Annotated in this window: 22 protein-coding genes; 9 read left to right on the top strand and 13 right to left on the bottom strand. The window is 57.9% G+C overall.

The window, feature by feature from the left end; genetic code table 11:
• Window positions 1-55 precede the first annotated feature (55 nt).
• From ACOZ9V_RS13555 to ACOZ9V_RS13540, 4 genes are all read left to right on the top strand, one after another.
• Entirely contained in the window at window positions 56-706 is a 651-nt protein-coding gene (locus ACOZ9V_RS13555; RefSeq protein ID WP_434590808.1) for an N-6 DNA methylase, read from the top strand.
• Complete coding sequence (locus tag ACOZ9V_RS13550; protein ID WP_434590805.1) at window positions 703-2361, top strand: Eco57I restriction-modification methylase domain-containing protein; 1659 nt, start codon at window positions 703-705, stop codon at window positions 2359-2361. The genes ACOZ9V_RS13555 and ACOZ9V_RS13550 overlap by 4 nt, the downstream gene beginning before the upstream one ends.
• Before the next feature lie 91 nt (window positions 2362-2452).
• Window positions 2453-4909, top strand: coding sequence for a DEAD/DEAH box helicase family protein (locus tag ACOZ9V_RS13545; RefSeq protein ID WP_434590802.1), 2457 nt, complete (start codon window positions 2453-2455; stop codon window positions 4907-4909).
• Window positions 4910-5310: 401 nt separating this feature from the next.
• Window positions 5311-7155: a DUF262 domain-containing protein gene (locus ACOZ9V_RS13540; RefSeq protein ID WP_434590800.1), complete on the top strand. Its 1845-nt coding sequence runs from the start codon at window positions 5311-5313 to the stop codon at window positions 7153-7155.
• Window positions 7156-7282: 127 nt separating this feature from the next.
• Here ACOZ9V_RS13540 and ACOZ9V_RS13535 read toward each other — a convergent pair whose 3' ends face one another.
• The gene (locus tag ACOZ9V_RS13535) at window positions 7283-7525 is read right to left on the bottom strand and encodes a helix-turn-helix domain-containing protein (RefSeq protein WP_434590797.1); all 243 of its coding nucleotides are present in this window, start codon (window positions 7523-7525) and stop codon (window positions 7283-7285) included.
• A gap of 127 nt (window positions 7526-7652) precedes the next feature.
• Here ACOZ9V_RS13535 and ACOZ9V_RS13530 point away from each other — a divergent pair, with 127 nt between their 5' ends.
• From ACOZ9V_RS13530 to ACOZ9V_RS13520, 3 genes are all read left to right on the top strand, one after another.
• Window positions 7653-7988 carry an Lsr2 dimerization domain-containing protein gene (locus ACOZ9V_RS13530; RefSeq protein WP_434590794.1) on the top strand — a complete coding sequence of 112 codons (336 nt, stop codon included), beginning with the start codon at window positions 7653-7655 and terminating at the stop codon, window positions 7986-7988.
• Between the two features lie 221 nt (window positions 7989-8209).
• Window positions 8210-8344, top strand: coding sequence for a hypothetical protein (locus tag ACOZ9V_RS13525; RefSeq protein ID WP_434590791.1), 135 nt, complete (start codon window positions 8210-8212; stop codon window positions 8342-8344).
• A gap of 202 nt (window positions 8345-8546) precedes the next feature.
• The gene (locus ACOZ9V_RS13520) at window positions 8547-9338 is read left to right on the top strand and encodes a metallophosphoesterase (protein WP_434590788.1); all 792 of its coding nucleotides are present in this window, start codon (window positions 8547-8549) and stop codon (window positions 9336-9338) included.
• A gap of 425 nt (window positions 9339-9763) precedes the next feature.
• Here the strand turns inward: ACOZ9V_RS13520 and ACOZ9V_RS13515 are convergent, their stop codons facing one another.
• The 4 genes from ACOZ9V_RS13515 to ACOZ9V_RS13500 form a co-directional block, all read right to left on the bottom strand.
• Window positions 9764-9991, bottom strand: a complete 228-nt coding sequence (locus ACOZ9V_RS13515; protein ID WP_434590785.1) for a hypothetical protein — start codon at window positions 9989-9991, stop codon at window positions 9764-9766.
• A 91-nt stretch (window positions 9992-10082) separates the two neighbouring features.
• Entirely contained in the window at window positions 10083-11000 is a 918-nt protein-coding gene (locus tag ACOZ9V_RS13510) for an Abi family protein (protein ID WP_434590782.1), read from the bottom strand.
• 501 nt (window positions 11001-11501) lie between these two features.
• A complete protein-coding gene (locus ACOZ9V_RS13505) occupies window positions 11502-11840 on the bottom strand; it encodes a hypothetical protein (protein ID WP_434590779.1) in 339 nt (112 codons plus the stop codon).
• 347 nt (window positions 11841-12187) lie between these two features.
• The gene (locus tag ACOZ9V_RS13500; RefSeq protein WP_434590776.1) at window positions 12188-13621 is read right to left on the bottom strand and encodes an APC family permease; all 1434 of its coding nucleotides are present in this window, start codon (window positions 13619-13621) and stop codon (window positions 12188-12190) included.
• A 131-nt stretch (window positions 13622-13752) separates the two neighbouring features.
• On the opposite strand from ACOZ9V_RS13500, the gene ACOZ9V_RS13495 reads away from it, so the two are divergent.
• The gene (locus ACOZ9V_RS13495; protein WP_434590773.1) at window positions 13753-14682 is read left to right on the top strand and encodes a LysR family transcriptional regulator; all 930 of its coding nucleotides are present in this window, start codon (window positions 13753-13755) and stop codon (window positions 14680-14682) included.
• Window positions 14683-14696: 14 nt separating this feature from the next.
• On the opposite strand, the gene hisD is transcribed toward ACOZ9V_RS13495, so the two are convergent.
• From hisD to ACOZ9V_RS13480, 3 genes are all read right to left on the bottom strand, one after another.
• Window positions 14697-16016, bottom strand: coding sequence for a histidinol dehydrogenase (gene hisD / locus ACOZ9V_RS13490; RefSeq protein WP_434590770.1), 1320 nt, complete (start codon window positions 16014-16016; stop codon window positions 14697-14699).
• Between the two features lie 345 nt (window positions 16017-16361).
• Window positions 16362-17762, bottom strand: a complete 1401-nt coding sequence (locus ACOZ9V_RS13485; RefSeq protein WP_434590768.1) for an amidase — start codon at window positions 17760-17762, stop codon at window positions 16362-16364.
• Window positions 17759-19087 carry an MFS transporter gene (locus ACOZ9V_RS13480; RefSeq protein WP_434590765.1) on the bottom strand — a complete coding sequence of 443 codons (1329 nt, stop codon included), beginning with the start codon at window positions 19085-19087 and terminating at the stop codon, window positions 17759-17761. Before ACOZ9V_RS13480 ends, ACOZ9V_RS13485 begins: the two co-directional genes overlap by 4 nt.
• 736 nt (window positions 19088-19823) lie before the next feature.
• On the opposite strand from ACOZ9V_RS13480, the gene ACOZ9V_RS13475 reads away from it, so the two are divergent.
• A complete protein-coding gene (locus tag ACOZ9V_RS13475) occupies window positions 19824-20243 on the top strand; it encodes a VOC family protein (RefSeq protein ID WP_434590762.1) in 420 nt (139 codons plus the stop codon).
• Between the two features lie 46 nt (window positions 20244-20289).
• Here ACOZ9V_RS13475 and ACOZ9V_RS13470 read toward each other — a convergent pair whose 3' ends face one another.
• The 5 genes from ACOZ9V_RS13470 to ACOZ9V_RS13450 form a co-directional block, all read right to left on the bottom strand.
• Window positions 20290-21027, bottom strand: a complete 738-nt coding sequence (locus ACOZ9V_RS13470; protein ID WP_434590759.1) for a hypothetical protein — start codon at window positions 21025-21027, stop codon at window positions 20290-20292.
• Window positions 21024-21605, bottom strand: a complete 582-nt coding sequence (locus ACOZ9V_RS13465; protein ID WP_434590757.1) for a recombinase family protein — start codon at window positions 21603-21605, stop codon at window positions 21024-21026. Before ACOZ9V_RS13465 ends, ACOZ9V_RS13470 begins: the two co-directional genes overlap by 4 nt.
• A gap of 28 nt (window positions 21606-21633) precedes the next feature.
• Window positions 21634-22923: a hypothetical protein gene (locus ACOZ9V_RS13460; RefSeq protein WP_434590754.1), complete on the bottom strand. Its 1290-nt coding sequence runs from the start codon at window positions 22921-22923 to the stop codon at window positions 21634-21636.
• Between the two features lie 792 nt (window positions 22924-23715).
• A complete protein-coding gene (locus ACOZ9V_RS13455; protein WP_434590751.1) occupies window positions 23716-24093 on the bottom strand; it encodes a hypothetical protein in 378 nt (125 codons plus the stop codon).
• Window positions 24090-24281, bottom strand: a complete 192-nt coding sequence (locus tag ACOZ9V_RS13450) for a hypothetical protein (protein ID WP_434590748.1) — start codon at window positions 24279-24281, stop codon at window positions 24090-24092. The genes ACOZ9V_RS13455 and ACOZ9V_RS13450 overlap by 4 nt, the downstream gene beginning before the upstream one ends.
• Between the last annotated feature and the right edge of the window lie 1529 nt (window positions 24282-25810).

Here is a 25810-nt window from a genome sequence, read left to right as displayed (position 1 = left end):
TGCCCGCCATAGGGTGGACGTATCATTGTGGTATGAAATTCACGAGGAACCATCAATGGGGCTGAGCGAGACAGAACGGCTCATCCGATCCAAGCGGCGAGTCGCCGACCACGGTGAAGTCTTCACCCCGTCGTGGATGGTCGAAGACATGTTAGACCTGGTTAAAGGGGAGACTGAACGTATCGACTCTCGTATCCTCGAACCAGCTTGCGGGTCTGGCAACTTCCTGATCCCAGTCCTTACGCGGAAGCTCCTCGCCGTTGAGTCGCGGCATGGCAAGAGCGAGTTCGAAAAGCGCCACTACGCGCTCTTCGCGTTGATGTGTACATACGGTATCGAGCTCCTCCCGGACAATGCCGTGGAGTGCCGCGGGAACCTCTGGGCACTCTTCAACGCCTACGTCGGAGTGGACGAAGCGGACGATTGGTCCCGCGCAGCTTGTGCCGTACTTGAGGTCAACATCGTCCAGGGGGACGCTCTCACAATGACGACGCCTTACGGCAGTCCAATCATGTTCGCCGAGTGGGGCTACCTCGGGAAAGGCAAGTTCCAGCGCAGCGACTTCCGGTACGACGAGCTCACCAGACGTTCCGCGTGGGAAGCGGAGGGATCGCTGTTCCAAGACTTCGAGGGGGACCTTTTCGCCCCTGCCGCGACGCATCCGACTATGACTGTCCGTGAGCTGGCTGAGCAGGTGGCCTCGTGACTCAGGCACCCTTCACCCTTCAGCAGCACAACCCCGACGTGCTGTCGTGCATTGCCAACCTTTCGAACGATGAGGTCATCACTCCGCCGGAGTTTGCCAATGGCATGCTCGATCTCCTCGAGGACGCCTGGGCTGACGCAAACGAAGGTGCGAGCATCTGGGAGAACCCGGACGTCACGTTCCTCGATCCGTTCACAAAGTCCGGCGTGTTCCTCCGCGAGATCACCCGGCGACTGACCGATGGGCTCAAGCCGCAGATCCCTGACCTCAATGAGCGTGTTGACCACATCCTCACCAAGCAGGTATTTGGGATCGGCATTACGCAGCTGACCGCTCTGCTCGCGAGGCGCAGCCTGTACTGCTCGAAGTACGCGAATGGGAAGCACTCTATCGCGACATCGTTCGCTACCGAGTCCGGCAACATCTGGTTCGAACGGACGGAGCACACCTGGGTCGGCGGGAAGCGAGAGATCCGCACTAACCCACTCGGGGGCGATGACCTCGTTGTCTACACCCATCGCCGGTGCCGCTTCTGCGGCGCGGGCGAGGGCGACTACGGTCGCGGCGACGATCTCGAGACCCACGCCTACGCCTTCATCCACACCGACGACATCAAGGCTCGCCTCGGCGAGATGTTCGGAGACACCATGCAGTTCGACGTCATCATCGGCAATCCGCCCTATCAGCTCAGCGACGGCGGGTACGGCACCTCAGCCGCGCCGATCTACCAGCACTTCGTCGAGAAGGCACTTGGGCTCGACCCGCGGTTCGCGGTATTCGTCACGCCGTCCAGGTGGTTCGCTGGCGGGAAAGGACTTGATGAGTACCGGAAAAAGATGCTCTCGGATCACCGTATGCACGACATTGTCGACTTTCCCAAGCTCTATGAAGCTTTTCCCGGTGTAAAGATCCGCGGCGGCATCTCCTACTTCCTCTGGGACCGCGATTACGACGGCCCATGCACCGTCCAGACGATGTGGGATGGTCAGCCAGTCGGAAAACCCGTCGCGCGCTACTTGGACGCATACGACGTCCTCGTTCGGTGGAACGCGGCAGTTCCGATCCTCGAAAAGGTTCGCGCCAAGCACGAACCCACCCTCGACGAACGGGTATCCACGGGTAAGCCCTTTGGGCTTCGTACATTCTTCCATGGTGACGAGACATCAAGCGGGAAGAAAGATCCAGTTCAGCTTTACGGATCGCGAAGAGTGACCTGGATCGAGAAGAATCAACTCCCCGTCAACCAATCGTGGGTCGATGACTGGAAGGTCCTCATGACTGCAGTCCAAGGGACGAGCGCTGCGGTGGAAACCAAGTTCCTGTCGAAACCAATTCTCGCCGGCCCGAGCACGGCCTGCACTGAAACCTACCTGGTAGCTGGGCGATTCGACGACCGACAGGATGCGAAACGCTATGCCATGTTCTTAAGCACTCGGTTCGTCCGGTTTCTCGTTTCATTGAGGAAATCCACCCAACACGCAAACCGAGACGTCTACGCCTTCGTCCCTGATGTTCCGATGGACCGGGATTGGACGGACGAACTACTCTACGAGCGCTACGGCCTAACCGAGGAGGAGATCGCGTTCATCGAATCCCAGGTAGCAGCCCACGACCACACGTTGTTCGAGGACACCGGAGCCGACGGCGATGACTAGGGGCATCGATGAGCTGCTCCCCGAGAAACCTATCGCGCGCCTTCGGATCTACGCCTGGATGCCGAACAACCCTTCGCCGGACTACGAAGGCTTGGTCAAGGTCGGTCAGACGACTCGGGAGGACGTCAACGATCGCATCCGTGAGTCGCAAGGCCAAGTGCAGCAGGCGTACACCCTTCTCGTGAATGAAATTGCCGAGCGTGATGACGGCTCCATTTTCCGCGATTCGGACGTGCGTATGCTACTCGTTCAGAAGGGTTTCGAGAACCCCAAACGAGGATCAGCACGCGAGTGGATTCGCTGCAGCCCAGCAGATGTCCTCACCGCGATCGTCGAGCTTCGAACCGGCGCTCAGCTCACTGGTACTCACCACAAGACCTTCCCACCGCGGCCCGAACAGACGATGGCGGTCGAGAAGACCTACGAATACTTCGAGCATTTGTGGGCCGAGGACCCGGAGGCAGTCCCGAGGTTCTTGTGGAACGCGAAGATGCGCTTCGGCAAGACCTTCACCGCCTACCAGTTGGCTAAGCGGCTCGGGGCCAAGCGAATCCTTGTAGTGACCTTCAAGCCAGCAGTCGAGGACTCGTGGGAGTCCGATCTCAAGTCCCACGTCGACTTCGAAGGCTGGCAATACCTCTCAAAGGCCACTGGCGGGACCCCGAACGACGTGGACAAGTCCCGGCCGCTCGTGTATTTCGGGTCCTTCCAGGATCTACTTGGTCGAGACCGTGCCACCGGCCGCATCAAGTCCCGCAACGAGTGGGTTCACACCACGAACTGGGATCTCGTGATCTTCGACGAGTACCATTTCGGCGCATGGCGTGAGTCGGCCAAAGAGCTCTTCGAGGGCGAGGACGACAAAGTCGCGAAGAAGGAGCTCGACGCCGAGTACAACGCCGGGTTGGACGCGTTCGACGAAGAGTTTTCCGAACTCGGTCATGGCGAGGACGACTTCATCGAGATCACGACCAGCGCGTACCTGTACCTCTCGGGCACACCCTTCAAGGCGCTGGCGACCGGTGAGTTCATCGAGGAGCAGATCTTCAACTGGACGTACACCGACGAGCAGCGGGCCAAGGCCGAGTACACAGCGGGCCACCCGGGGGAGTGGAACCCCTATGGGGCACTGCCGGAGATGCGCTTGTTGACCTACCAGATGCCCGACGAGCTCGTTGCGGTGGCGAACCAGGGTGAGTTCGACGAGTTCGATCTCAACGAGTTCTTCGAGGCGGCCGGGCGCGGCGATGATGCCGTATTCACGCACAAGGACGATGTGCAGAAGTGGCTCGATATCATCCGCAGCGCACATCTTCCGACCCAGGTCGATGCGATGCGCATGGGCACTCGTCCGCCATTCCCTTACTCCGACGCCCGACTGCTGCCTTACTTGCAGCACTCGTTTTGGTTCCTCCCTAACGTCGCCGCGTGCGACGCCATGGCGAACCTGCTCGCCGAACGTCAGAACGTGTTCTGGCACGAGTACGACGTCCTCGTGGTCGCTGGCACCGGTGCCGGCATTGGACTCAAGGCGCTGCCGCCTGTGCGCGAAGCTATTGCCGATGGAAACGACACCAAGACCATCACCCTGTCCTGCGGGAAACTCACGACGGGTGTAACGGTTGAACAGTGGTCGTCGATCCTGATGCTGCGCAACCTCAACTCGCCCGAGACGTACTTCCAGGCCGCGTTCCGTGTCCAATCGCCATGGTCAATCAAGAATCCCGAAGGCAACGACCCGAGCGCCGAGGAGGTCATCAAGCCGGTCTGTTTCGTCTTCGACTTCGCCCCGACTCGTGCCCTGAGACAGATCGCGGATTACGGCGCTGGCCTGTCCCCGGATGCACCGAATCCCGAGCGTGCCGTCGAGGAACTGGTGGAGTTCCTCCCTGTGCTCGCCTATGACGGCTCGAACATGACCCAGGTCGACGCCGGTGGGATCCTCGACATCGCGATGGCCGGCACCTCGGCGACGCTGCTCGCGCGAAAGTGGGAGTCGGCCATACTCGTCAATGTCGACAACGAGACCCTACGTCGCCTCATGAGCAGTGAAGCTGCCATGGACGCGGTTATGAACATTGAAGGCTTCCGTGCCCTCGGCAGCGACGTGTTCGAGACGGTCGTCAACAAGAGCGAGGCTGTCAAGGGCACGAAGAAGGAACGCGGCGACGATCTCAGCAAGGCCGAAAAGAAGAAACTCACGGAGGAAGAGAAAGAGTACAAGTCCAAGCGGAAGAAGATTCAGGAGAACCTGATCAAGTTCGCCACCCGGATTCCCGCGTTTATGTACCTGACCGACTTCCGCGAGAACACACTTCACGACGTCATCACCAAGATCGAGCCCGACCTATTCAAGACTGTCACCGGGCTAACTGTTGGCGACTTCAACCTCCTGGTCCGTCTAGGTGTGTTCAACTCGACCCAGATGAACCAAGCGGTGTTCGCCTTCCGTCGCTACGAGGACGCATCCTTGTCGTACACCGGCATCGAGTCACACGGAGGGTTGAGGCGGTACGGGCTGTACGACACCGTTGTTGCAGTCGAATAGATCCTGCTTTCAATCGTGGCGAATTTCGAGACGACTTCACATGCTCTACGCTGTGAACGTTCCCGCCAAGTAGATGAAGAGTCGATTTCCGAACTTGTAATCCAGCATCCTATTCGGACACAGGGGTAGCGATCTCCTAGCGAAGCCCAGGCTCCTTCTCGCATGTCCGATGAAATCGACCAAATGTCGGACTTTAGTCATGTCGAGATCCGCAGGGTGAACTGAGGCGCGAGCATGCCATCGTGGTCTGAGTAAAACGCGGCTCGAGCGCTGACGGCAAGGCGGACACAAGTTCTCATCGTCGCGGCCGGAGCTGGTCAGCAGGAGGCGAACGGTGAACTAGTATTGCGCCGGTATCTAACTGGCGAGTCCTTGTTCTGGCTCTGCTTTAGACTGAGTTCATGGGTCACAAGGAGCCGATGTCCATTGCCACCGCGCTGAGAGAGATTCAGCAGCGAAGAATAATTCTGCCCGCCATCCAGCGCGAATATGTGTGGAAGCCGTCCCAAGTTATCCGCGTTTTCGACTCGGTGATGCGAGGGTATCCGGTTGGCAGTTTTCTGTCATGGAGAGTTGAGCCCGAGACGATCAGCAAGTTCAAGTTTTATGGATTCATGAAGAACTACAGTGCCTTCGACAATCGGCACAACCCGGTTATTGATATCCCCACTGATCGCGAGGTGGTCGCGATCCTTGATGGTCAGCAGCGGCTGACGTCGCTCAACATTGGTCTGCGGGGCACATACGCCTACAAGAACCATGGTGGCTGGGCGAACAAGCCATGGTCGTACCCGGAGCGCCGTCTTCATCTCAATCTTGCCGGCGAGGCTCCGGAGAACGAGCTCGGCCTGAAGTACCACTTCCAGTTCCTGACCAAGAACGACGTCGACGCGGCCGCAGACGATGACTCGAAGCGGTGGCTGCCGGTTTCCGAGATCTTCGACGCTGCCGACGCCTTCGCCATGACCAAGATCATCATGAAGCTTGACGGTGGCAATGATGAAGCTATAGACCTCGTGAGCAGACTCTGGAATGCCGTGCACACTGTCCCCAGCCTCCATTTCTATGAGGAGGACGATCAGGACATCGAACGGGTGCTCGACATCTTCGTCCGGGTCAACTCTGGTGGCACCGTCCTGTCATATAGCGATTTGCTGCTGTCAATTGCAACTGCACAGTGGGATGGCGATGCGCGAGCGGCAGTTCACGGGCTGGTGGATTCTCTGAACCAGACGGGCAATGGGTTCAATTTCTCCAGGGACACCGTTCTGAAGTCGGGTCTTGTCATCGCCGACGTCGGGGACATCGGGTTCAAGGTGAAGAACTTCACCACTGGAAACATGGCCAAGCTCGAGGCGGGCTGGGAGGCGATGAGTAAATCGCTCCAAGTTGCAGTCGGGTTACTCAGCGATTTTGGCCTATCGGGCGGGTCGCTCACTGCTGACAGCGTGCTCATCCCGGTCGCGTACTACGTTCATCACCGCGGACTTGATCACTCCTACCGAGAGTCGCCAAAGACCCGTGGCGATCGTGAGACGATCCGCTCATGGGTGCTCCGATCTCTGATCGTGCGCGGTGTGTGGGGGTCTGGCTTGGACACCCTACTCCGCGACCTCCGCGAGGTCATCAAGTACCAGGGCGACTCGGCATTCCCGGTGGAAGCGCTCGAGCGGGCCATGTCCAGACGCGGCAAGCCGTTGACAGTGACAGAAGCTCTGGTCGACGACATCCTGACTTTGGACTACGGAAAGGCCCGGACTTTCGCGGTCCTTGCGGCCCTCTTTCCTCACGTCGATACACGCAACCAGTTCCACGTCGACCACGTCTTCCCCGCCGCACTGTTGGACAAGAAGAAGCTGCGACGTCATGTAGGCGAGGACGGCACGCCGCAGTTCTCCCAAGATCAGATAGACGATCTGTTGAATATGAGGGATCTGCTTCCGAACCTGGAGCTGCTCCCGGGCCTTGAGAACATCGGCAAGTCTGCGAAGTCTCCCGCCGCGTGGTTAGCCGCTGAGTATCAGTCTGACGATCAGCGCAGTGCCTTCCTGTCACGCAACGCGTTGCCTCCGACTCTTCCGGAGACCGTCGATGAGTTCAGCGACTTCTTCGAAGCGCGCCGACGGAACTTGACTGCACGCATCCACGAGATGCTGAGGCCACTCGCCCCAGAACCGTCGACTACACCGGCCACGGCGCTTGTAGACCTCGATGAGGAGCTCGCCGAGGGCGACGACACCGAGTGATCGCATCTCATCCACCAGGAGACAAGAGAACCAATCGCTTCAAGTGACTCGGCCAGCAACTTCGCCAGGTGATGCCAATTTCTATGCGACGGGATCCCTCCAGTCAGACCTGCAGCTGTCGATGAGGTCAGTCATCTGATCGCTGGCCGGTGGAGGCCACCAGCAACGACAAGGGCTCGATCCCGAGCTTTTCTGCCAAGACAGTGAGCGAGTCCAGTGACATGTTTCTCTCGCCGCGTTCCAACGAGGCCACGTAGGTCCGGTCGTATCCGAGACGTTCAGCCCACCCTTCCTGGGTATAGCCGCGCTCCAGGCGAATGGCACGGAGATTCGCCCCTAGCCGCTGGTTGAGTGGACCTCTCTTCTGCACTCAAACAGATTCGCCCGACGGTACTTATAGATCCACGTACTTATAAGTATCATTGAAGTCATCATGACCGACCGATAGCCAACGAGAGCCGAAACAGAGCGCTACCTGCGCGCCGGCTCACAACGAGATGAAACGGAAGAAGACCATGGTGACGAGGACGATTCTGGTCTCCGACCTGAGCGGTGAGCCCGAAGCCGAGACTGTGACGATCGGCTGGAAGGCAGCCTGGTATGAGACGGAACTGACTGCGACGGAACACTCCGAGCTCGATGAGAAGCTCGCCCCGTACATCGCGGCCGGTCGGAAATCGGTGAAGAGTCCGTCGAAACATTTCGTGCCCGACACGACGGTCGAAGAGCGGGACGAGATCCGCACTTGGGCGCGGGAGAACGACTATGAGCTTGCTCGGTACGGCAAGATCCCGAACTCGATCTACCTGGCGTACCAGGCCGCTCACGCGTGACGCGCATCGCTTCGATCAAGTACTACCAGAGCTACGTCGCCTATCACCGCTAGGAGCAAATGCAGCGGATCCCAGCGCAGTTCAATTTCGTGGAGAACGACGACTGAGGCGGGCCCACGGAGGACCGCGACTGCACGCGCGTTCAGCGGATCATCGCAGGCGTTCCCGGGTCGCAGATCCGGCAGATCGACGAGCAGGCCCTGAAGAAGTTCGTCAACTGGATGGGCCACAAGCTCACGCATGACGGGTCGACCGTCTCGCCCCTCGGCGAAGCGACCATCACCCACCAGGTCGTCTACGATATTGAGTCGCGGCCGACGAAGGGGTCGGTGAAGTTGGCGCTGAAGTCGGAGTAGTCGCCGTCTCAGATTGCCAGTGAAGGCAAGCTCGACGAGATCTTCAACCCGAACATGTTCCGGTGAGGTCGAGGGAGTTCGTCCAACTCGGCCACTATGCGCCGTCGTAGGAACCGACGCCGAAGTTGAGGCTCGCCCATCGCCTTCGTGCTGGTGGCCGGGCCTCTTCTCGTTGCTTCGTGGAACGAATACTCTGGAGTTAATGACTATCGAGCGCACCTACGTCGTATCCGATATCCACGGCCACATCGAGCCTTTCCGTGCGGCGCTCGACCTCGTCGGTATGGACTCCGACGCTGCTGCTGAACTCGTCCTGCTCGGCGACTATGTGGATCGCGGTCCTGCAAGCGCCGATGTCCTCATCACGGTTCGGGAGTTGTGCCTGCGGTTCCCGGACCGGGTGACGGCTCTCCTGGGAAATCATGACGACTGGTTTCTCGACTGGTTGGACGGCGATGATGAGGATTTCTCCTGGCTGGTAGGCGATGCTGACTTCGGCACCGTGAAATCCTTCCTCGACCCTCTTGGGTTCGCTCACGCACTCGGGCACGAGGACCCCAGTAGTGACGCGTCCACGCTCGACGGACCGACGATGAACCACAACATCAAACGAGCGATCCGCGCGGCGCACCCGGAACTGATCCAATGGCTGCGCAGTCTGCCGCGTGTCCACGAGACTGAAGATCACATCTTCGTGCACGCGGGCATCGACGAGGAAGCAGCGGAGCTGTGGCGTGCGGCGACGCCGGACTACGTTCTCACCGAGAAGTTCCCTCCGACGTTCGGACCGTTCGTCAAGACCGTGATCGCCGGCCACGTCCGTACATCCGAAATGCACGAAGACGGCTCCCATGGCACATTCCACGATGGTGACAACCACTACTACATCGACGGGTCGGTCGAAGTGACCGGTAGATTGAACGTCCTGCGATTCTCGGCCGCTGATGGGACATACGAGTCCTTCGTTGCCGGACCGGACACGGAAATGGACTGATGCCTGAAACTCGGTGCTGCGAGCAAAGGCCGGATGGCGAGGGTCGCGCTATCGGTTGGCACCACTATGCCTGATCCCATGCGTCCGACGACACTTCGATGAGGGCCTGGTAGAGACGTGGTCGACACCTGGAATCGCCTGACAGCCTGGTGGGGCAGGCAGGACGGGCCATGCGCGACCGGAGACCTTCGTGTGAGGACTGTGTTTGTCCAAGGATGACCCCAGCCAGACTGCCATTGCTCATGCAGTTGAGTTCGTTGGCTGATCCCAGCAGTGCCTCTCATCGCGATCACGAGACTTCGCCTCTTGCGTCGACGGGTCTGTGGTAAACGCGCTTCTCACCGCATGGAATCGAGCTGCCGTCGCGTGAGCCGCATAGCGCCGAAAGCTATCCTCGACCACCAAACATGGAAGTAGCAACTGGGCTATCGCCCGGAAGCTTCAACAGGGACATCGAATCGATACATCAGCGGGTCACCGTTCGTGAGACCGACGAACACAGGGCGACCTACGGGTGTGTACCCGGCTTTCCCCGCTTCGTCAGTGGCCTCCTCGTCAAGCTTGACGATTCGTTCATTACGTTGGTAGACGGATTGAACGCGCTTGGCTTCGATCTGATCAGCAGCGGCAATCTCAATTCTCAACTTCGGCATACAGTCACCGTAGGTCGGTTACCCCATGAACGTTCCCGTGGGGTAAACCTGACCGTTCCTTGTTAGGCGAACGTCCGGTTGCCCGGACGCCTCAGCGGTTCCAGAGCGAACTCGCGCTCGACCAATCGCTCGACGCGCCCATGTCCGTGATGGGAACCGCTCGCACCGACGGGAATGTCCTGAGCACGGTCGGCAAGAACGTCGGTCGCCCGACCTGAAGCCGGTCGAGAAGGAACTGAATCATCGTCAGCTGCCCGAAGGTGCGAGACCAATCAGTCGCAACTGCGTCTAAGTCCGGGTGCTGGCCCAGCTGCGGCAGCTTCGGCGAGAGAGTGTGGACGCGATTGAACAGCCGTCCGTGGTGTGCGCAGGTGTTGCGCACGAGGTTGAGCGCCTTGAGCCAGCTCGTCAGCTGCGGTGCAGTGAGCCCGCATATGTCGGCAACTCTGTCTTGAACGCCGCGTGGCGAGAAGCCGTACAGGCGCGTCAACTGACCCCAATCCAACAATTCAACTGCAGCCCAAACAGGCAGAACCCCACCGTATTTTTCTTCATGATGTGCAACGAAGTCCTCACGGGACAGATTTAACTCACGCTCATATTTATCGAGCCATTGACGGTAGTCACCTCTGATCCTTGCCGTGGCACCGAGCAGGCTGGAGTCAAGATGGGCGCAGGGGTCGACGCGACCGAGTTCGTGACCGAGCAGTGCACGGATCGCCAGTTCGATGGGGGTCAAGGCGGAGAAGGTCGCCATGCGCAGACGGGCGTCGAATTCGTAGAGCGCGACTACATCATCCAGGTGGGTGCCGGGAGAGAACTCGTCATCTCGTCCTCTATGAGACTTCTTCCGAAATGGGTACCAGTACCCGCTCAGGCGGTAGTAGTTCACGCGTTGCATGGTTGTTAGAGCTGTATCGCGGTCTCCCACGTCCATACCGCGCTGAGACAGCAGATCGACCTGCTCACCATAGGACTTGAACTCTTTGGCCCCGTTGTCCAAGAACACCGCCTGTGAAAAATGAGGACCGGCCCTGGACCTACCGAAGTAGGCGGAACCGGTCGTGATGGATCAATAATATCTTGTTCTGAAGCTAATTGCACTGCCAGTTTGCCAACGCTGAAGTTGACCTTACGTCGACCGATGGCTGCTGGCCGAGGGCGTCGTCTCATAGACACCACCTAAATGAGACGCCCACGCCTATTGGTTAGGCGTGGGCCCACAGGTCTTAGAAACCCAGTCTCAGAAGTCGGATTCTCAGATAGGACTTGTTGAGACAAAAAACCGTCGTTCTGATCTTGACGCTCTGCGAAGGCACGGATTGCCCGCGGCGCAAATTAAACCGCGAGATGCATGCTGTAAGTGGCGTTGACTGGAGCACCATCGTCATGCCGGTCATCTATTGATTGGAACGCACCGAGAAGCTGGAACCCACTGCGTTCAACCACACTCAGTGACGCGAAGCTTTCGGCTTCAATGCGGATGATTGCTCGAGTACCGATTCGTTGTTTACCAATGTGGTCGCAGTTGAGTCCAACGGCGACCCGTCGCCACCCTTCTGCGTCGTGCCCAAGGGTGAACGGAGTAAGCGATGTTCACGTCGCCTGCGGCTGGGAGGTCTTTCATCGTAGGGTCGAAATCGATGTATCCCGCGAGCAGGTCATCGACCCATCTCCCGAAGGCTCGTTTCCCTTCTCCGCGCTCGGTGTTCTGTGCGAGCTTTTCGATATGATCGCGCATCGACCCGGTGGTACTGAACTCACCAGTTAGCCATTTCACCGTCTCGTGGTCTTCGCCTGCATTGGGGGCGTCAACGTCGGCAGCTGTCAGGGGCTTGAGTTCGATCATGGGGATGAATCTACATCTGCGACATTTCTGCAGAGCAACTGACTATATCGCCAGTGAAACTACCGCACAATCGAACATGCAGCAAACGGGCTCACCGCGGTGTCTAACGATCATTGCAATCTAGGGCGTGTCTTCTCTATCGGCTGGATACGCAACATCGGATACTAGCTTCGGTGAGCGCGCGCACCAAGAAGATGCGACGGTACGGATCCTGAGCGTGCTAAGACCAGCAGCAACGGTGCCTTCGTTGACGATGACCTTGCACCCGCCGGAGAGTACCCTAGCCGTGCCCGCATTGACAGGGCAATCGGCCCGGGCGGGGTACCAAAAGTATCAGATCAATCCCATCAGCCGTTATCGGCGCGGCGAGCGAGTGCTTGTAGCAAGCGGTGCTCTGCATCGGGTCCAGCCGTGATACCGCGAGGGATGCGCATTACAAAGAACAAGCCCAATCCCCACCAGAGACAAAAGAGGATGTAGGACATTGGACTGATCGAGGCTGGCATGCCGGGAATATAGAGCGAGACGAGACCCGCGCAGAGCACCACAGCAAGAACTCCAAGCGGCACGCCGCCTTTATGCCCTCCCGCGAGAAACGGACGATCCATATCCGGTTCCTTCACCCGCAGTTTCACAAAGACGATGCTTACCAGCAGATACGTGATAACGATGCTAGGTGAGCCCGAATCGACAAGCCATTCGAGCATTCCCTCGCCGAAAAATGGGGCAACGAACGAGAGGGCACCGATGAACATGAGCGAATTGGCTGGCGTCTTATATTTCGGATGAATCTGCCCGAACCATTTTGGAACCATGCCGGATTGCCCCATAGCCAGGAGAAGGCGAGAAGCTCCAAGGAGCAAGGCAATCCAGGAGGTGAGGATTCCGGCAATCCCACCTGCAATGAGCACGTTGGCCATCACGTTGCTGTCGAACAGCGCTCCCATCGCGTCGGCGCTTGCCAAATCCGATGACAAGAGGGTTTCGATAGGAAGCGCAGACGATGTCGTGAGGATCGTCATGACGTACCACGCGGTGGCAATCAGAACAGATGTAACGATAAGTATGCCGATGCGACGAGGTGACATTCGCAGTTCCTCCGAGGCCTGTGGAATCACGTCGAAGCCAACGAAGAGAAATGGGACGACGATGAGCACTGTGAACAGTCCACTGGCATCCGTGAACAAGGGCTGCATGTTCTCAACTGTGCCGCGTGTCGATGATCCAAAGATCATCAGCAGACCGACTGCTACGAGGAAGACGACGACGAAGGTCTGTACAATCCCAGCCGACCGAACTCCGATGATGTTAATCCAGGTAATGACGACCGCGGCTATCGAACCAACGAGCGCCCAGGTCAGGTAGACCTCTGAACCGAATACGTTCCATAGGTGAATGTGGTTGAGGGCCGGGGCAATATACTCGACAGTTCGGGGGAGAGCGACCGCTTCGAAAGCAACGATCGTGATGTAACCACCGGTAATTCCCCATGATCCAAGGAACGACCATCGCGCCCCCATCCCGCGTAACAGATAGTGGTGTTCACCGCCGACTTTAGGCATCGCAGCAGTCAGCTCTGCGTAGACCAAACCAACTACGGCCATGATTAGACCTCCGGTGACCATGGCGATTACGGCACCGAGGGTGCCGCCACCTGCAATCCAGTCGCTGGTGAGGACTACCCAGCCAAAGCCGATCATTGCCCCAAAACCTAGAGCATATGAGTCAAAGACCCCTAGAGCCTTTCTTAAGCGGGGGGATTCGACTTTCGATGTGGTCATGATTCCTCCAATATCGCCCGCCATTGAGCGCAGGCGGCAGTGATTTCAGTCTTGAGTCAGTTCTCGATGGTATTGTGAACCGCAACACAGGACAACCTTGCATTTTGCGATAGATAAGAAAGGTTTACCCGATGACTTTGACGCAGTTGCGAGCCTTTTTGTCCGCTTGGGAGCTGGGGACTTTTACAGCAGCAGCAGACGAACTCGAGGTGACGCAGGCGTCGATCTCTGAGCTCATCGTGCGTTTAGAAGCTGAGTTGGGGGTGCAGCTCTTCGTGCGAGGCTCCCGACGTCTCAAGCCGACAAGCGCCGCCAATGAGCTGCGGCCTCATGCAGAGAGCGCGTTGGGTTCAGTTGAGGCGGCTGCTCAGTCGATGCGGTCCATCACTTCCCTTGAATCCGGGGTAGCCACTTTCGGCGTGCCCAGAAACGCGAATCACTACGGTCTTTCTGACCTCGTTCTCACATTTCACACCCGTCACCCTGGCGTACGCATTCGCATGGTGGGACTGAACTCTGAAGAAGTGGCTCGGATGGTGGATGAGGGAGCGATAGAGGCTGGGCTCGTGGTGCTTCCGATTCGAGACACCGAGCTTGATGTCGAGCCATTGTTTCTGGACCGGGTGTTATATGCGACAGCCAACAGATCGAAGGATGCCGGATCCGTTCGCATTGAAGACATCATGGCCGACGACTTGGTGCTCTACGATGCGCACAGCGGTTGGGACGACCCGACTAGGCGTCAACTATGGGACCGAGCTCAGAGCGCAGGTCATCGGCCTTCGGCAGCCATTGAAGTAGAGCACGTCGAGTCTGCGCTGAGCCTTGTTGCTGCAGGTGTTGGCGGAACGATCGTAAGTGCCTCGCTCGTTCGCAGCCGTAGACTGCCGCGAGGTGTCCGGACGTTTGAATTTGAAGAGCCGTTTGAAGAAACGCTTGCGTTGATCAAGCGACAAGGGGCTGTTCTATCTCTAGCGACCACGACAATAGTGGAGCTTGTTAGAGAAACAATTACCCCGCCGACCGGGGCCAAGAGGATTCGGTCCCGTCCGGCGGGGTAGTCATCGTCATTCTGTCAGTCTGTAGTGCGGTAGCGGTTGAGGCGATATGTGGCCGTACGGGAATGCGCCTCCATTCCCTCAGAGTCGGAGATCACCTGCACTGCCGTCGCAACTGCTGGTGTCGCTGTCTTCTCTACACGTTGGAATGTCAGCGGCTTGACAAATCTTGAGACTGACAACCCTGCGCTGTGTTTCGCGCCACCGGCAGTCGGCAAGGTGTGATTTGTTCCTGCCATGCCCTTGTCCGAGTACGCAACGGTGCTCCATTCGCCGATGAATATCGAACCATAGTTGGTCAATCGATCGTGATACCAGTCATCGTCCGTTGTCAGAAGCTCAAGATGTTCTGGTGCCAGATCATCCATCATCGCTGCGGCTGTTTCCCGGTCAGCCGCGACAAGGATAGACCCGTAGTCCCGCCAAGCCGCGCCAGCTATCTCAGCCGTAGACAGAGTCTCCAATTGTTTGTCGATAGCAACGGCGACGTTGTCGGCAAGCTCATGAGATGTTGTGATCAACGCTGCAGGCGAATTCGGCCCATGCTCCGCCTGCCCCAGCAGGTCGGCGGCAACAATCTCAGGGTCCGCAGAATCGTCTGCGATGATCGCCACCTCTGACGGGCCAGCAGGAAGATCGATTGCTACGCGTCCGAAAAGCTGACGCTTCGCCTCAGCGACGAAAGCATTGCCCGCACCAACGATCATACTGGCTGGTGCGTCATCAAGGAGGCCAAATGCCAAGGTAGCCAGTGCCTGAACGCCACCTAGAAGAAAAGCTCGGTCGACCCCAGAACGGTACGCAGCATACAAGACCGCGTCGTTGGGCCCGCCGTCAGGTCGTGGAGGTGTAGCTGCGGAGACATGGGGAACGCCGGCTTCTTTCGCGACACCGACAGACATGAATGCGCTGGCGGTTAGCGGAAAACGGCCAGCGGGAAGGTACGCACCAACTTGACCGATCGGGACGTATTTGACTCCGCAGGTGACACCGGGAGCGGTATCAAATGTAAAGTCAGTGAGATGTCTACGGCTCTCAGCAGCGAAGGCGCGAGTCCGTTCGGAGCCAAGCTCGATGGCTTCACGAAGATCCTTGGGAAGGCGCTCACCGCTTGAGGACAGAGTCTTTGCTGAGATCTCAAGGTCGCCCTCATAGCGGTCAAGATCCCGACTGTATTTCCGGACTGCATTCAAGCCATTGTGTTCGATGTCCAAAAGCATGGAACTCACAGTCTCTGCAACTTGTGGGTCGTATTGCGCGGATGGCGTATTGCTTGGTTCCTTCCGGAATGCAATTTTGGTCGAATGGGCGGCGAGAGCATGTTGTGTATATCTCATGGAACAACAGTAAGAACTAACCAGGCATCGCTCAACCCTATATTTTCTTAGATCATACCCAGGTTAAGCCTATAAGGTCTGTCGCACTCGACGCGCGCGAGTGGTGTCAGAATGTTAAGTTTTCCTCCACGCGGAGTACGACTATGTGGCTACCGCGACAGCAGAAGCGTTTGGGCTCGAGAAGTGGCCCGCCCGACGCCACGCGGCGAACTGCATTCCGCTCGTTACCATTGAACGACTAGCCTAAAACGAAGTGAGACCTCGGAGCGTAAACGAAATGCCCTTCCTCAGCACCATATATGCGCTGCTGAGGAAGAGCATCGGCACTCCTAGTGAAGTAGGAGTCTAATCTCGCGCCCGGAGGATCCGTTCCACCTCTGAGGCGCATGAAAGCAGAGAGCGCTCCGACCCATGGCGGGAAATCAACTGGATTCCCACCGGCAGGTCGGTGTCATCGAATCCGCTGGGAATCGTGATGGACGGGTGCTCGCTCAAGTTGAAAGAGTATGTCATCCATGCCCAGTCTAGATAGTTTGCAGGCGTCTCGGTGACTGTCTGCGGGCCTGGAGAGCCCGGTTCAAACGGTCCAACGGCAACCGTCGGGGTGATAAGGACATCAACTTGTTGCAGTAGCAGCTCCACCTCGGCTTTGTACGACTGACGTGCCAGATGAGCCGAAGCAAGGTCAACACCGCTGTAGAGTTTCGCCCTCTCCACGACTTTTGCCAGTTCAGAATCAGTATCGCCGTTAGGCCGTGGAACGAGACTGGCAAATCCCGTTGTCCAGATGACGTCTAGCAAATCGAACCGGTCCCGAGGGGTTTCTTCGAGATCAGCGATCTCTAACCCCTCTGACTTCAAGCACGAGATTGCTTCAGAAACTGTTGCTTCGATTGAAGGTTCCACCTTGCGACCGCCCCAGGACGGCGCGTAGTACGCACGTATGCGATCTGGAGTTTCGTCACATGCTTCACGGTAGCCTCCGGGCTGTCGCACGACTGATAACGAGTCTCGTGGATCTTGAGCAGACATAACGTCTAGGAGGTGGGCAGCATCGCGCACTGTATGGGCCAGCGGCCCGTTGGCGACTAGTTGGCCAAGCGGCGTCGGAGGGTAGTAAGGAATGACCCCCGGGCCAGGCTTCATTCCGACAAGATTACAAAACGAAGCAGGGATGCGCACGGACCCGGCCCCATCTCCACCCTGTGCCACGGCGACGAAACCCGCTGCGACTCCTGCAGCAGCACCTCCACTCGATCCGCCAGACGTCCGTGTCGGGTCATAGGGAGTTCGACTAGCTCCGTTGATCGGGTTCCCCGCGTCCGCCTTCCAACCAATCTCGGAAGTCGTTGTCTTGCCGACCATTGCCCCACCCGATTTGAACAGTAGCTGCGCCAATGGGGAGTTCTCTGGCGGAATCCAATCGCGAAAAAGTGCGGACCCCTTTGTAGTGCGGATACCTGCAGTCGGTACGAGGTCCTTGATCGCGTACGGTACTCCTTCGAGTGCCCTCGGATTTTCGCCACGATGCCAAACCTTCTCAGAGTGCTTCGCTTGCTTCTTCGCCAAGTCGGAGGTGACAGTGACAAAGGCATTGATGGTGTGCTCGTATTGCTCGATTCTGGCGAGGTGAGCGTTCAGAACTTCGACAGGAGACAACGAGCCGTTCGAGTAGTTCGTTAGAAGGTCGTCGACGCTGAAACGGCAAAGTTCGTTCCACTGACCTCGGTCGGCTATGGGGTTCATTTTGATGGGCCTTCCTCGAAGTAGTCGTGCGATGCCTTAGAAGCAGCAGACTCTTTCAGCACCAGAAGCGTCAACAACGACACCACGCAGCTGAGCGCGACATATAGCGGTGGCATCAGGTTGCTGCCAGTCAACGAGATCAGCCAGGTGAGGACGAAAGGAGAGGACACAGAGACGATGACAGCCAGACTGAAACCGATAGCCACACCTGAATATCGGACGCGTGTGGGGAAGAGCTCAACCCAGGCGCAAACCAGCGGCCCCGTATACAGTCCCAGTGCAACTCCTCCTGTGAGAAATTGAACGAGAATGATGATCCACAGGGGTGCAACGGACATGGTGATGAACGCCGGGAATACGAGCGCTAGTACGAGGAAGCCCCCGATCACCATGAGAGGTTTGCGTCCAACCTTGTCGGAGATGGCACCGGCTATTGGAATGGTGATCACATAGCCGGCGATGGCTATCGACGTGCTCAATAATGCGTCACCGGAAGAGTGGCCGGTCTGTTCGGTCAGGAACGTTGGAGCATAGACGAGGATCACATAGTAGGCAACGGTTTGGGCCATAGCGATGCCCGTAACTTTCAACACCGCAGTTCCATAGGTTCCGATGGTCTCTGCTAGCGGGGAACGCGCAACTTCATCTTCTTCGACAAGTTCCTTAAACGCTGAGGTCTCCTCCAGTTTGAAGCGAATATAGAGGCCAATCGCGCCGATGGGTAACGCGATGAGGAACGGTATTCTCCATCCCCAGGAGTGCATCTGATCGCTGTCGAGCACTGTCGATAGGACGAATGCGAACATCGACCCGGCAAGCAAGCCTAGCCCGGTAGTGGCTGGCATAAATCCCACGAAATAGCCGCGTCGCTCTCGGGGGGAGTTTTCTGCGATCAGTACTGCCCCGCCTGCGTATTCACCTCCAGCGGAGAAACCCTGGACAATGCGAGCGAGAATTAGCAAGATCGGTGCCCAGACGCCGATGCTTGCGTATGGGGGAATCGCGCCGATTGCCGCAGTCGACACTGACATCAGGAGCAGCACGACAGCAAGCGTGACCTTGCGACCCACGGTGTCGCCGAACCTGGCGAAGATGATGCTGCCAAGCGGTCGGGTGATGACTGGAAGTGCGAAGATCCCGAACGTCGATAATAGTGCGGCAGTAGGATCTCCAGCGGGGAAGAATACGGTTGAGATGATGACTGCGAGAAACCCGTAGACTCCATAGTCAAACCATTCGACGAAGTTTCCTACTCCTCCAGCCCAAATCGCTTTCTTTTGCGCGGGTGTCGACCCGTGTTGAAGTTCCTGTTTCGGTGCACTCATATTGACCTCACTAGCTCGTGGTCATCCTGAAAGATTGGAGCAAAGGTTAATGAACCGAGGACTCCTTCAACAGTGATGACGAATCACTTGGTTACCGGAAGCTGCACACGTTGACCATAGAGATGTATGTCACTCAGGACAACCCGATAGAAACCGATGCCAACCATAAGAAATGTCTATACTTGAGCGGAAGTGTGTCGAAACGCCAGGTAGCTTCTGAGGTGTTGCCCGTGGGCCAGCGCTCTGGGCCCCGGATCATTTCGGCTCCGTAGGTACAGACGCTGTGGAACTCCGTGTGAGGGCCGCCATCATTCGTTGAAGCTCACATGCGAGGCAAGCGCTCTAAGAATCGAGCTACAGGAGTCTTGCCGCTCGGAATGCACTCGAGTTGCTAGACGCTGCCATTGATCCGGATAGCACCTTAGCGGTTCTAGAGGAGGTGTCTAGTCTCGAGCCCGGTGCTGTTTCGGCGGTAGTCGACTTACGGTTGCGACCTCCGAACGGTACCCCACGCGAACGAATCGCCGCAGTCTCGGGGAAGCCGGCGCTTGTCGCGTCCGAGCGGTTCAGGCACGTCGATGCCGCTTGCCCGTGATGCATTGACGAATGACACGACGAACGGAGCTGACCTCGACCAGCGCTTGCGGACGGTGTCGCCGATTCGCACGACAGCACCGCTGGTGTGCCACCGTACAGATGCTGCTTGTTCGACATGCTATGAGAATAGACTCCAACTATGCAGTTATGCACCGTCGTTTCAGACCGAAAGAAGGGAGAGCCCGTGACTAGTCGAATTGGGGACCTCGTCGTCAAGGCCCAAGACCCAAGACGGTTGAGCCAATTTTGGTGTGCTGCACTCGGGTACGAGGTTGCGGCCGTCGACGACACGGGGGTCGCGATTTCCGGGGCGTCGAATGCCCCGACGATTCTCTTTGATCGCTCAGAAGATACTTTTGCGGATGGGACTTTGCATCTCGACCTGTGTCCGACCGACCGCAGCCAAGCGGACGAACTCGAGAGGCTCCTGTCTCTTGGTGCGAATCCAATGGACGTCGTGCCGTCAGGGAGCTGGCACGTTCTTGCTGACCCTGAAGGTAATAAGTTTTGTCTCATGGAGAAACCTATCCCAGCGGAGCCTGCTGACTTTCACGACTAAGGAAGAGGTCAATCTATGATTGAAATAGAAGTCGACTACGCAGCACTCAGTCGGCGCGCTTCTTTCTGGGCCGACGGATCTTTGGCTGCGGGAGCGCCGCCGCTAGACGGCGGGCCCGCGCTTCAACATCAGTTTCGTGTTCTGGTGTCTCCATGGCTTTCTGAGCTTCGACGAATATCCTGTCTTCCCATGCCATCAGATGGTCGAGCCGCCATCGGTTCGGACGCGTCGTGACCGGCAGTGGAACGAGGTTCTGATTCTTGAGTTTCTGGTAGCCCCTCGTCTGGCCCCATCCATAACGTTGCATTACCTCTCGGGCCGACAGAAAGACATGACGAGGATCGTCGGTGTCGGAGTCGCGACCGGTGCTCTTCTCGGTGGGACTCTTCCCGACCGGATGATGGTCATCCCAATCGCAACTGTTTGTAGACGAACTTTCGAATAGCTCATCCTCGTCCGGCATCCAGTCCTCGCGAAGGTCGGCAAGCCAAACTTCCATCGCCTGCCAAAGCCCAGTTCCCGGCTCCACATGCATCTGCGACGTTGGGCAGCCATCCTTTAAGAGGTAGATGTCTAGAAGGTTGAAGTCACCAGCGGGGTTGACTTGAGCGACGGCGTCAATGCGGGGGTCCTCGCTAATGGTCGCTTCGAATGTCGCCTCATAGTCCATACGAGTCCGCGCATCAAAGACTCTCTCGGGAAACTCGTCATCATCAGCCAACGTTTGGATCAGATCGAAGCGTTCGAGTTGAGCCTGGAGATGATCGCTGTCTTTGATAGTCATGCTATTTCCTTTCCTCGGTGGCGGTAGTATGTAGCCTTCGACCATCCGACTGTCTTCGCAGCGTCGGCGACGCTGAGACCCTCCGCCTCAACCAGATGCTGAATCGCGCGAATCTTACGGCCGACTTCGTGTCGGTCAATGGGCGGCCGCCCGAATCGCACTCCGCGGGCTCGAGCCGCGTTGACACCGACTTGGACACGTTCCTGGATGAGCTCACGTTCATACTCGGCGAACGTCGCCATGAGGTTGAGCATCAGCCGACCTTCTCGGGTCGAAGGGTTGATGCCGTCGGTGAGTGAACGCACGGCGACGCCCCGCTCAATGAGAGCTGTGACGGTAGTAATGACATCGATCATCGACCTGCCGATGCGGTCGATCCTCCAGACGACAAGCTCGTCGCCATCCTGGAGCCGGTCGTCGAGGGATGACCATCCGGATCGTGAGTTGGCGGCCTTGGAGCCTGAGATCTGGTCGGAGAAGATGTGACTGTCGTGGACGCCGGCGTCGTGGAGTGCCCGGCGCTGGAGATCATCGTCCTGTTTGTCCTTGGTCGACGTTCGTGTATACCCGTATTTCATGGGCGAGAATCCTTCCGTGGCCGTAGTCTCAATCTCCGTAAGTGCGTTCTTTTTGTAGCCGGGTGACCTCCGCTGAGAGGTACTCGCCTCCGTCCTGGATGAATTGCTCGCGGTCGCCGGGATGAAGCTCGAGGTCGTTCTCCACGCCGTGTTCGACCTCGAACTGCTTGAGCTTCTGGTCGACAAACTTGTCGAAGATCGGTTGATACGAGCGCCCCTTCGAGTCCTTCCGAGTCAGAAACTCCTCAAGGAGCTGCGGCACCCTCTGCCAGAGCTGGGCTTTGAACGTCTTCATGGCTGTATCGGTCCGGTCCCTGGCCTCGTCGATGCCGAAGGCGTAGCCCCGTCGCTTCCCCTCGTCCGTGCCTTCTTTGATGGCCCTCCGGCGCAGTGCCGGAATCTCCGCTTCGCGACGGTCGAGGATCCCCTCACGTTCGTCCAACCGTGACTGTCTGTCCTCGAAGTCGCGTTTGACCTCGGCGACCTCAGTCTTGAACCCCGTGATCTGACGCTTGGTGGACTTGTCACGGTCGATGGCTACGCGACGAGCGTCCATGGACTGGCTGTACTCGTCCTTGCCCATCCCGACTAGATGGCGCTCCTCGTCGAAGTCAGCCGAGATGTCGTAGCCGCGGTCGAGAAGATGGTCTTTGAGGCCTGCGTGGTACTCACTCAGCTTCGCCGGCCCGCTCTTCTGCTTCCCGTTTACGTCTCTGACATCGCGGTGAGAGAACCACGCCTGAGATGACTCCACCCGGAGGCCGTCCTCGTTCTTCGGATCAGGAGCAAACGTGTCGGCGACGATCTGCACGTGTGGAGTCGATTCACTGTGCTGGATGTCGTAGCCGAGGACCGCGTCGGCACCGCCGGGGATCACATTGCCCGCGAGGTAGGAGACCACGTCCTCGAAATACCGTCGAGCTTCGTCCCGATCACGAGCGACCCACCTGCTGCGCTTCAACGGAACACCCTCGTCGTCGAGAACGGGATCACCCGTTGACTTGTCCAGGACGGGATAGAAATCCGGGACTTCGACGCACATGGACTTGGGTAGATGGGACACGAGCAGGGAAGTGGTGACGGTCCCGCCTTTCATCTTGCCGGTCTTCGGATCGAGCTTGTCCTCACGGAACTTCCGCTTGACCCGACCGACCCGACCGGCACCGTAATCAAGAACCTCCTGCCGGCGATTACATGGTTGGAATCCGCCCTCGCCGTCGTTGACCATCGCCTCATTGAGCACCTCGTCAGCGACGACGATGTTGGGATTGCGTGCGGCCCAATAGGCGATCGAGTCCTCGTCGAGTTCGCGCATCATTTCGTGAATGATTGCGCTCCGCTCGCTGACATTCTTCGTATGCTGCGCATGAAAGCCAGCGCGTCCGATAACGTCCGACATCGTCACTCCTCGATGCTGCTGGATCCGTGAACACTGCTTGTTCTGACAACCGTCACGACGTGGGTGGGGACCCCTCCTGCTTCGCAGCCCCACACACGTCGCGCCGACACAATATTTTGTCCTGCATCCCCGACTGCTTCACCGGATAGACCGGACAGTTCGGGACCCGACGGGGATGCAGGACAAAATATTGTCTTAACCCCGTAAGACAACTTCCGCTTCGCTCCAGTTGTCCGGGGCCCTCCGGGGGCCGCTGCGCGGGGCAAACCGCCCGACAGTAGGCGACAACCGGAGTCCTTCCAGCCACGACCTGCGCCAGTACTCTCCGGTGAGGAGCACGGAGAGTTAGGGCTGGGCGCCCAACGATCTATTGAGAGCACACCGGGCCCGTTCCGATTGGTTCGTGGGCCGATTAATCCGAACATCGCTGAGTGCGTCAGCACCGATGAACGATGTGCCTCAGAGGGGGACCTTCTTGTGCGAGGTGCCCATTCGAGGTCTCCTACAGGTCTGGCTGGATCCTCACTGTGGTCTTCGGTGACACAAGCTGAAGACACCACGAGGTCTCCGACGGGTCGCGATGCGACCTCGGGCTTCCATGGGTCAGCTGTGGTCTCGTTCGAGTCTTGCGGCGACCTCTGAAGTGTCTCGCCCGAGCCAGTAGGAGCCCATGTTCCGCCAGTTAGCAGCCTAGATGGCTCGTGAGCGGCTCTAACAGGTCTCATAATGGTCCTCTTCCGGTTCCACGAAGACCCTCGGTAAGCCGCCTGCGTGCGCTAACGCATTGAGGACAAAGCGGATCTCGTCAAGATCGAGTCCGGAGAAGGCATCGCCGAGGTCGACTGGATGGTCGTCACTGACGAGGCTGCTCGCGACGGACAGAACTCGACGCTCTCCGCCGCTGAGGTAGCCGGCTTCAGCAGTTGCGACGTGGGGGTCGAACCACGTGCTGCCCCGGCTGTCCGTGCGGATCCACGGCCCGTCGAGAAGCCGACCGTCGAGCGCACTGACGATGAGCTCGACCGCGGCCTCGGAAGGAAGCGAACCATCTGCCCATTTCCGGAGTGCATCGACGCGATGTTTGCTCATGCCGTTGTCCCCGCGTCGATGTCTGCCAAATTGGCCAAATCGAGGTCGGTTTCTCGAATCAAGAGGCGGTTGCTACCCTTCGCCGTCGCAATTGGACCATCAGCGACGCCGACACCGAAATGGTTCTTTGATCCGCCTCGGTGGGTCTGGTGCATGCGGTCTGCAACTGGGGTGATGTCTCGTGCCATTACTACGGGAACCTCCTTGTCAAGACACCTGATCGACGATCTACCGTTCGTATGGTGTCTCGACTATTCCCCGCGCCTCCGGCTAGCACTGCCGAAGATCTTCTGGTCGCCTGCGTGGTCGAGCTCAGTTGGGGCCGCGTCCCCAATCGTGCGTCTTCTCCATTCGTCAGTGCCGACGGAGAACCCAAACACTCTTGCTAATGCGGTAACGAAGCTATTCTTGCGCTCCGTCCTGCTCTCTATTTTACCAAGCAGCGCTACCTAATGGGTCAAGATCAGAGGCGGTAGTCGAAAGTGGGCGCTACAGGTTTTGGTGGAGTAGATGCACGCGAGAGGACAAACGCGACTTTCGATTGTGCCGCTTGAAGCGAGAACTGTTGTCACTCAGAGCCGGTGTTCGCCTCGTCGTTCTGCTGCGTCTCAGGGGAAGTGCATTCCTGGACGGCCGTGCAGAATGACGTTGCTTGGTGCCCGACAGACAGCGGGTAATTGACGCTCTTCATCGTTGTCCTGGCTTGCTGATCGCTAGCTACCAACGCCGTCGACAGCGACTCCTCGATCTCGAGAGAGGAAGAACCACCGAGAAGTAGGCGGGTCTGCCTTCAACGGTTGCGATGATGAAATGTGTACCACGAAGTGGTACACACCTCGTAGGCCATCTGACCAGGGTAAACACCGAAATGGCTGTTGCGGATCGTGAGGTGTGTACCACGTCCCAAGTCGACGTGGTACAGGTGTTCTCCCTGGTCAGGGGCATTTTGTGAGCATTTGTACCATGTGTACCAGATTTTTCCGACTTCTATATAGAAATATGCGCTACTTGATGTTTTGCGATGGGGGCTATTGGGGAGCAGGGGGACAGAATCCTATATATAAGTTAGAAAAGAATGGTACAAGTGGTACAAGGGGTATCGAAAAGCCTTGTGACCTGTGCAAATGGATGTACCACTTCAAAATCTCCGTCTGGTACATGTGGTACCCAGTCCTTGTTAACTGACCTTCTGACCTGCAGAAACGAAATGTACCACTCGTGAAAGGCGTGGTACATCCCGAGACTGTACCCCACAGGGGTATAGATGAGTCGATTGCAGTCCTATGAGCACTGTTGATCAGGGTGATGGCGGCCAAACGTGCCGAGAGCACTAGATCGTTGAAGGCATGGACGCGGCCCTGCGATGTGGCAGTGCCATAGACTGTATGGCCATTGCGGGTCCTGCGACCTGCAGCCTGGAGGCTATTGGGGCGACGTTGGGCAAGCGACGATTTGCCTGGACTAGTCATGTCCAGCCGGTCACGGCCTGTCCGCTGCGCGATCTGAAATTTCGCCGAGTCCATTCCCGCCATTCTTCGTGCCTCGGATCTGGTTGCTCCTTTTTCGAAAGTGAGATCGGTCGAGGGGCATGCCTAAAAGTAGTGCTATGCCCTCGCTGAGTAATCGACCCGCACATCAACAGGCTCTTGGAGGTACACAGCTCTCCTGGTCTGGTTACGGTGCCGGGCGAATCGTGGTGACTGGTGAAATTCGACCT

It is taken from the genome of Brevibacterium sp. 1718, from assembly GCF_051131255.1.
GTDB classification, from domain to species: domain Bacteria; phylum Actinomycetota; class Actinomycetes; order Actinomycetales; family Brevibacteriaceae; genus Brevibacterium; species Brevibacterium sediminis.
This window is presented reverse-complemented; position numbering and strand designations above follow the sequence as displayed.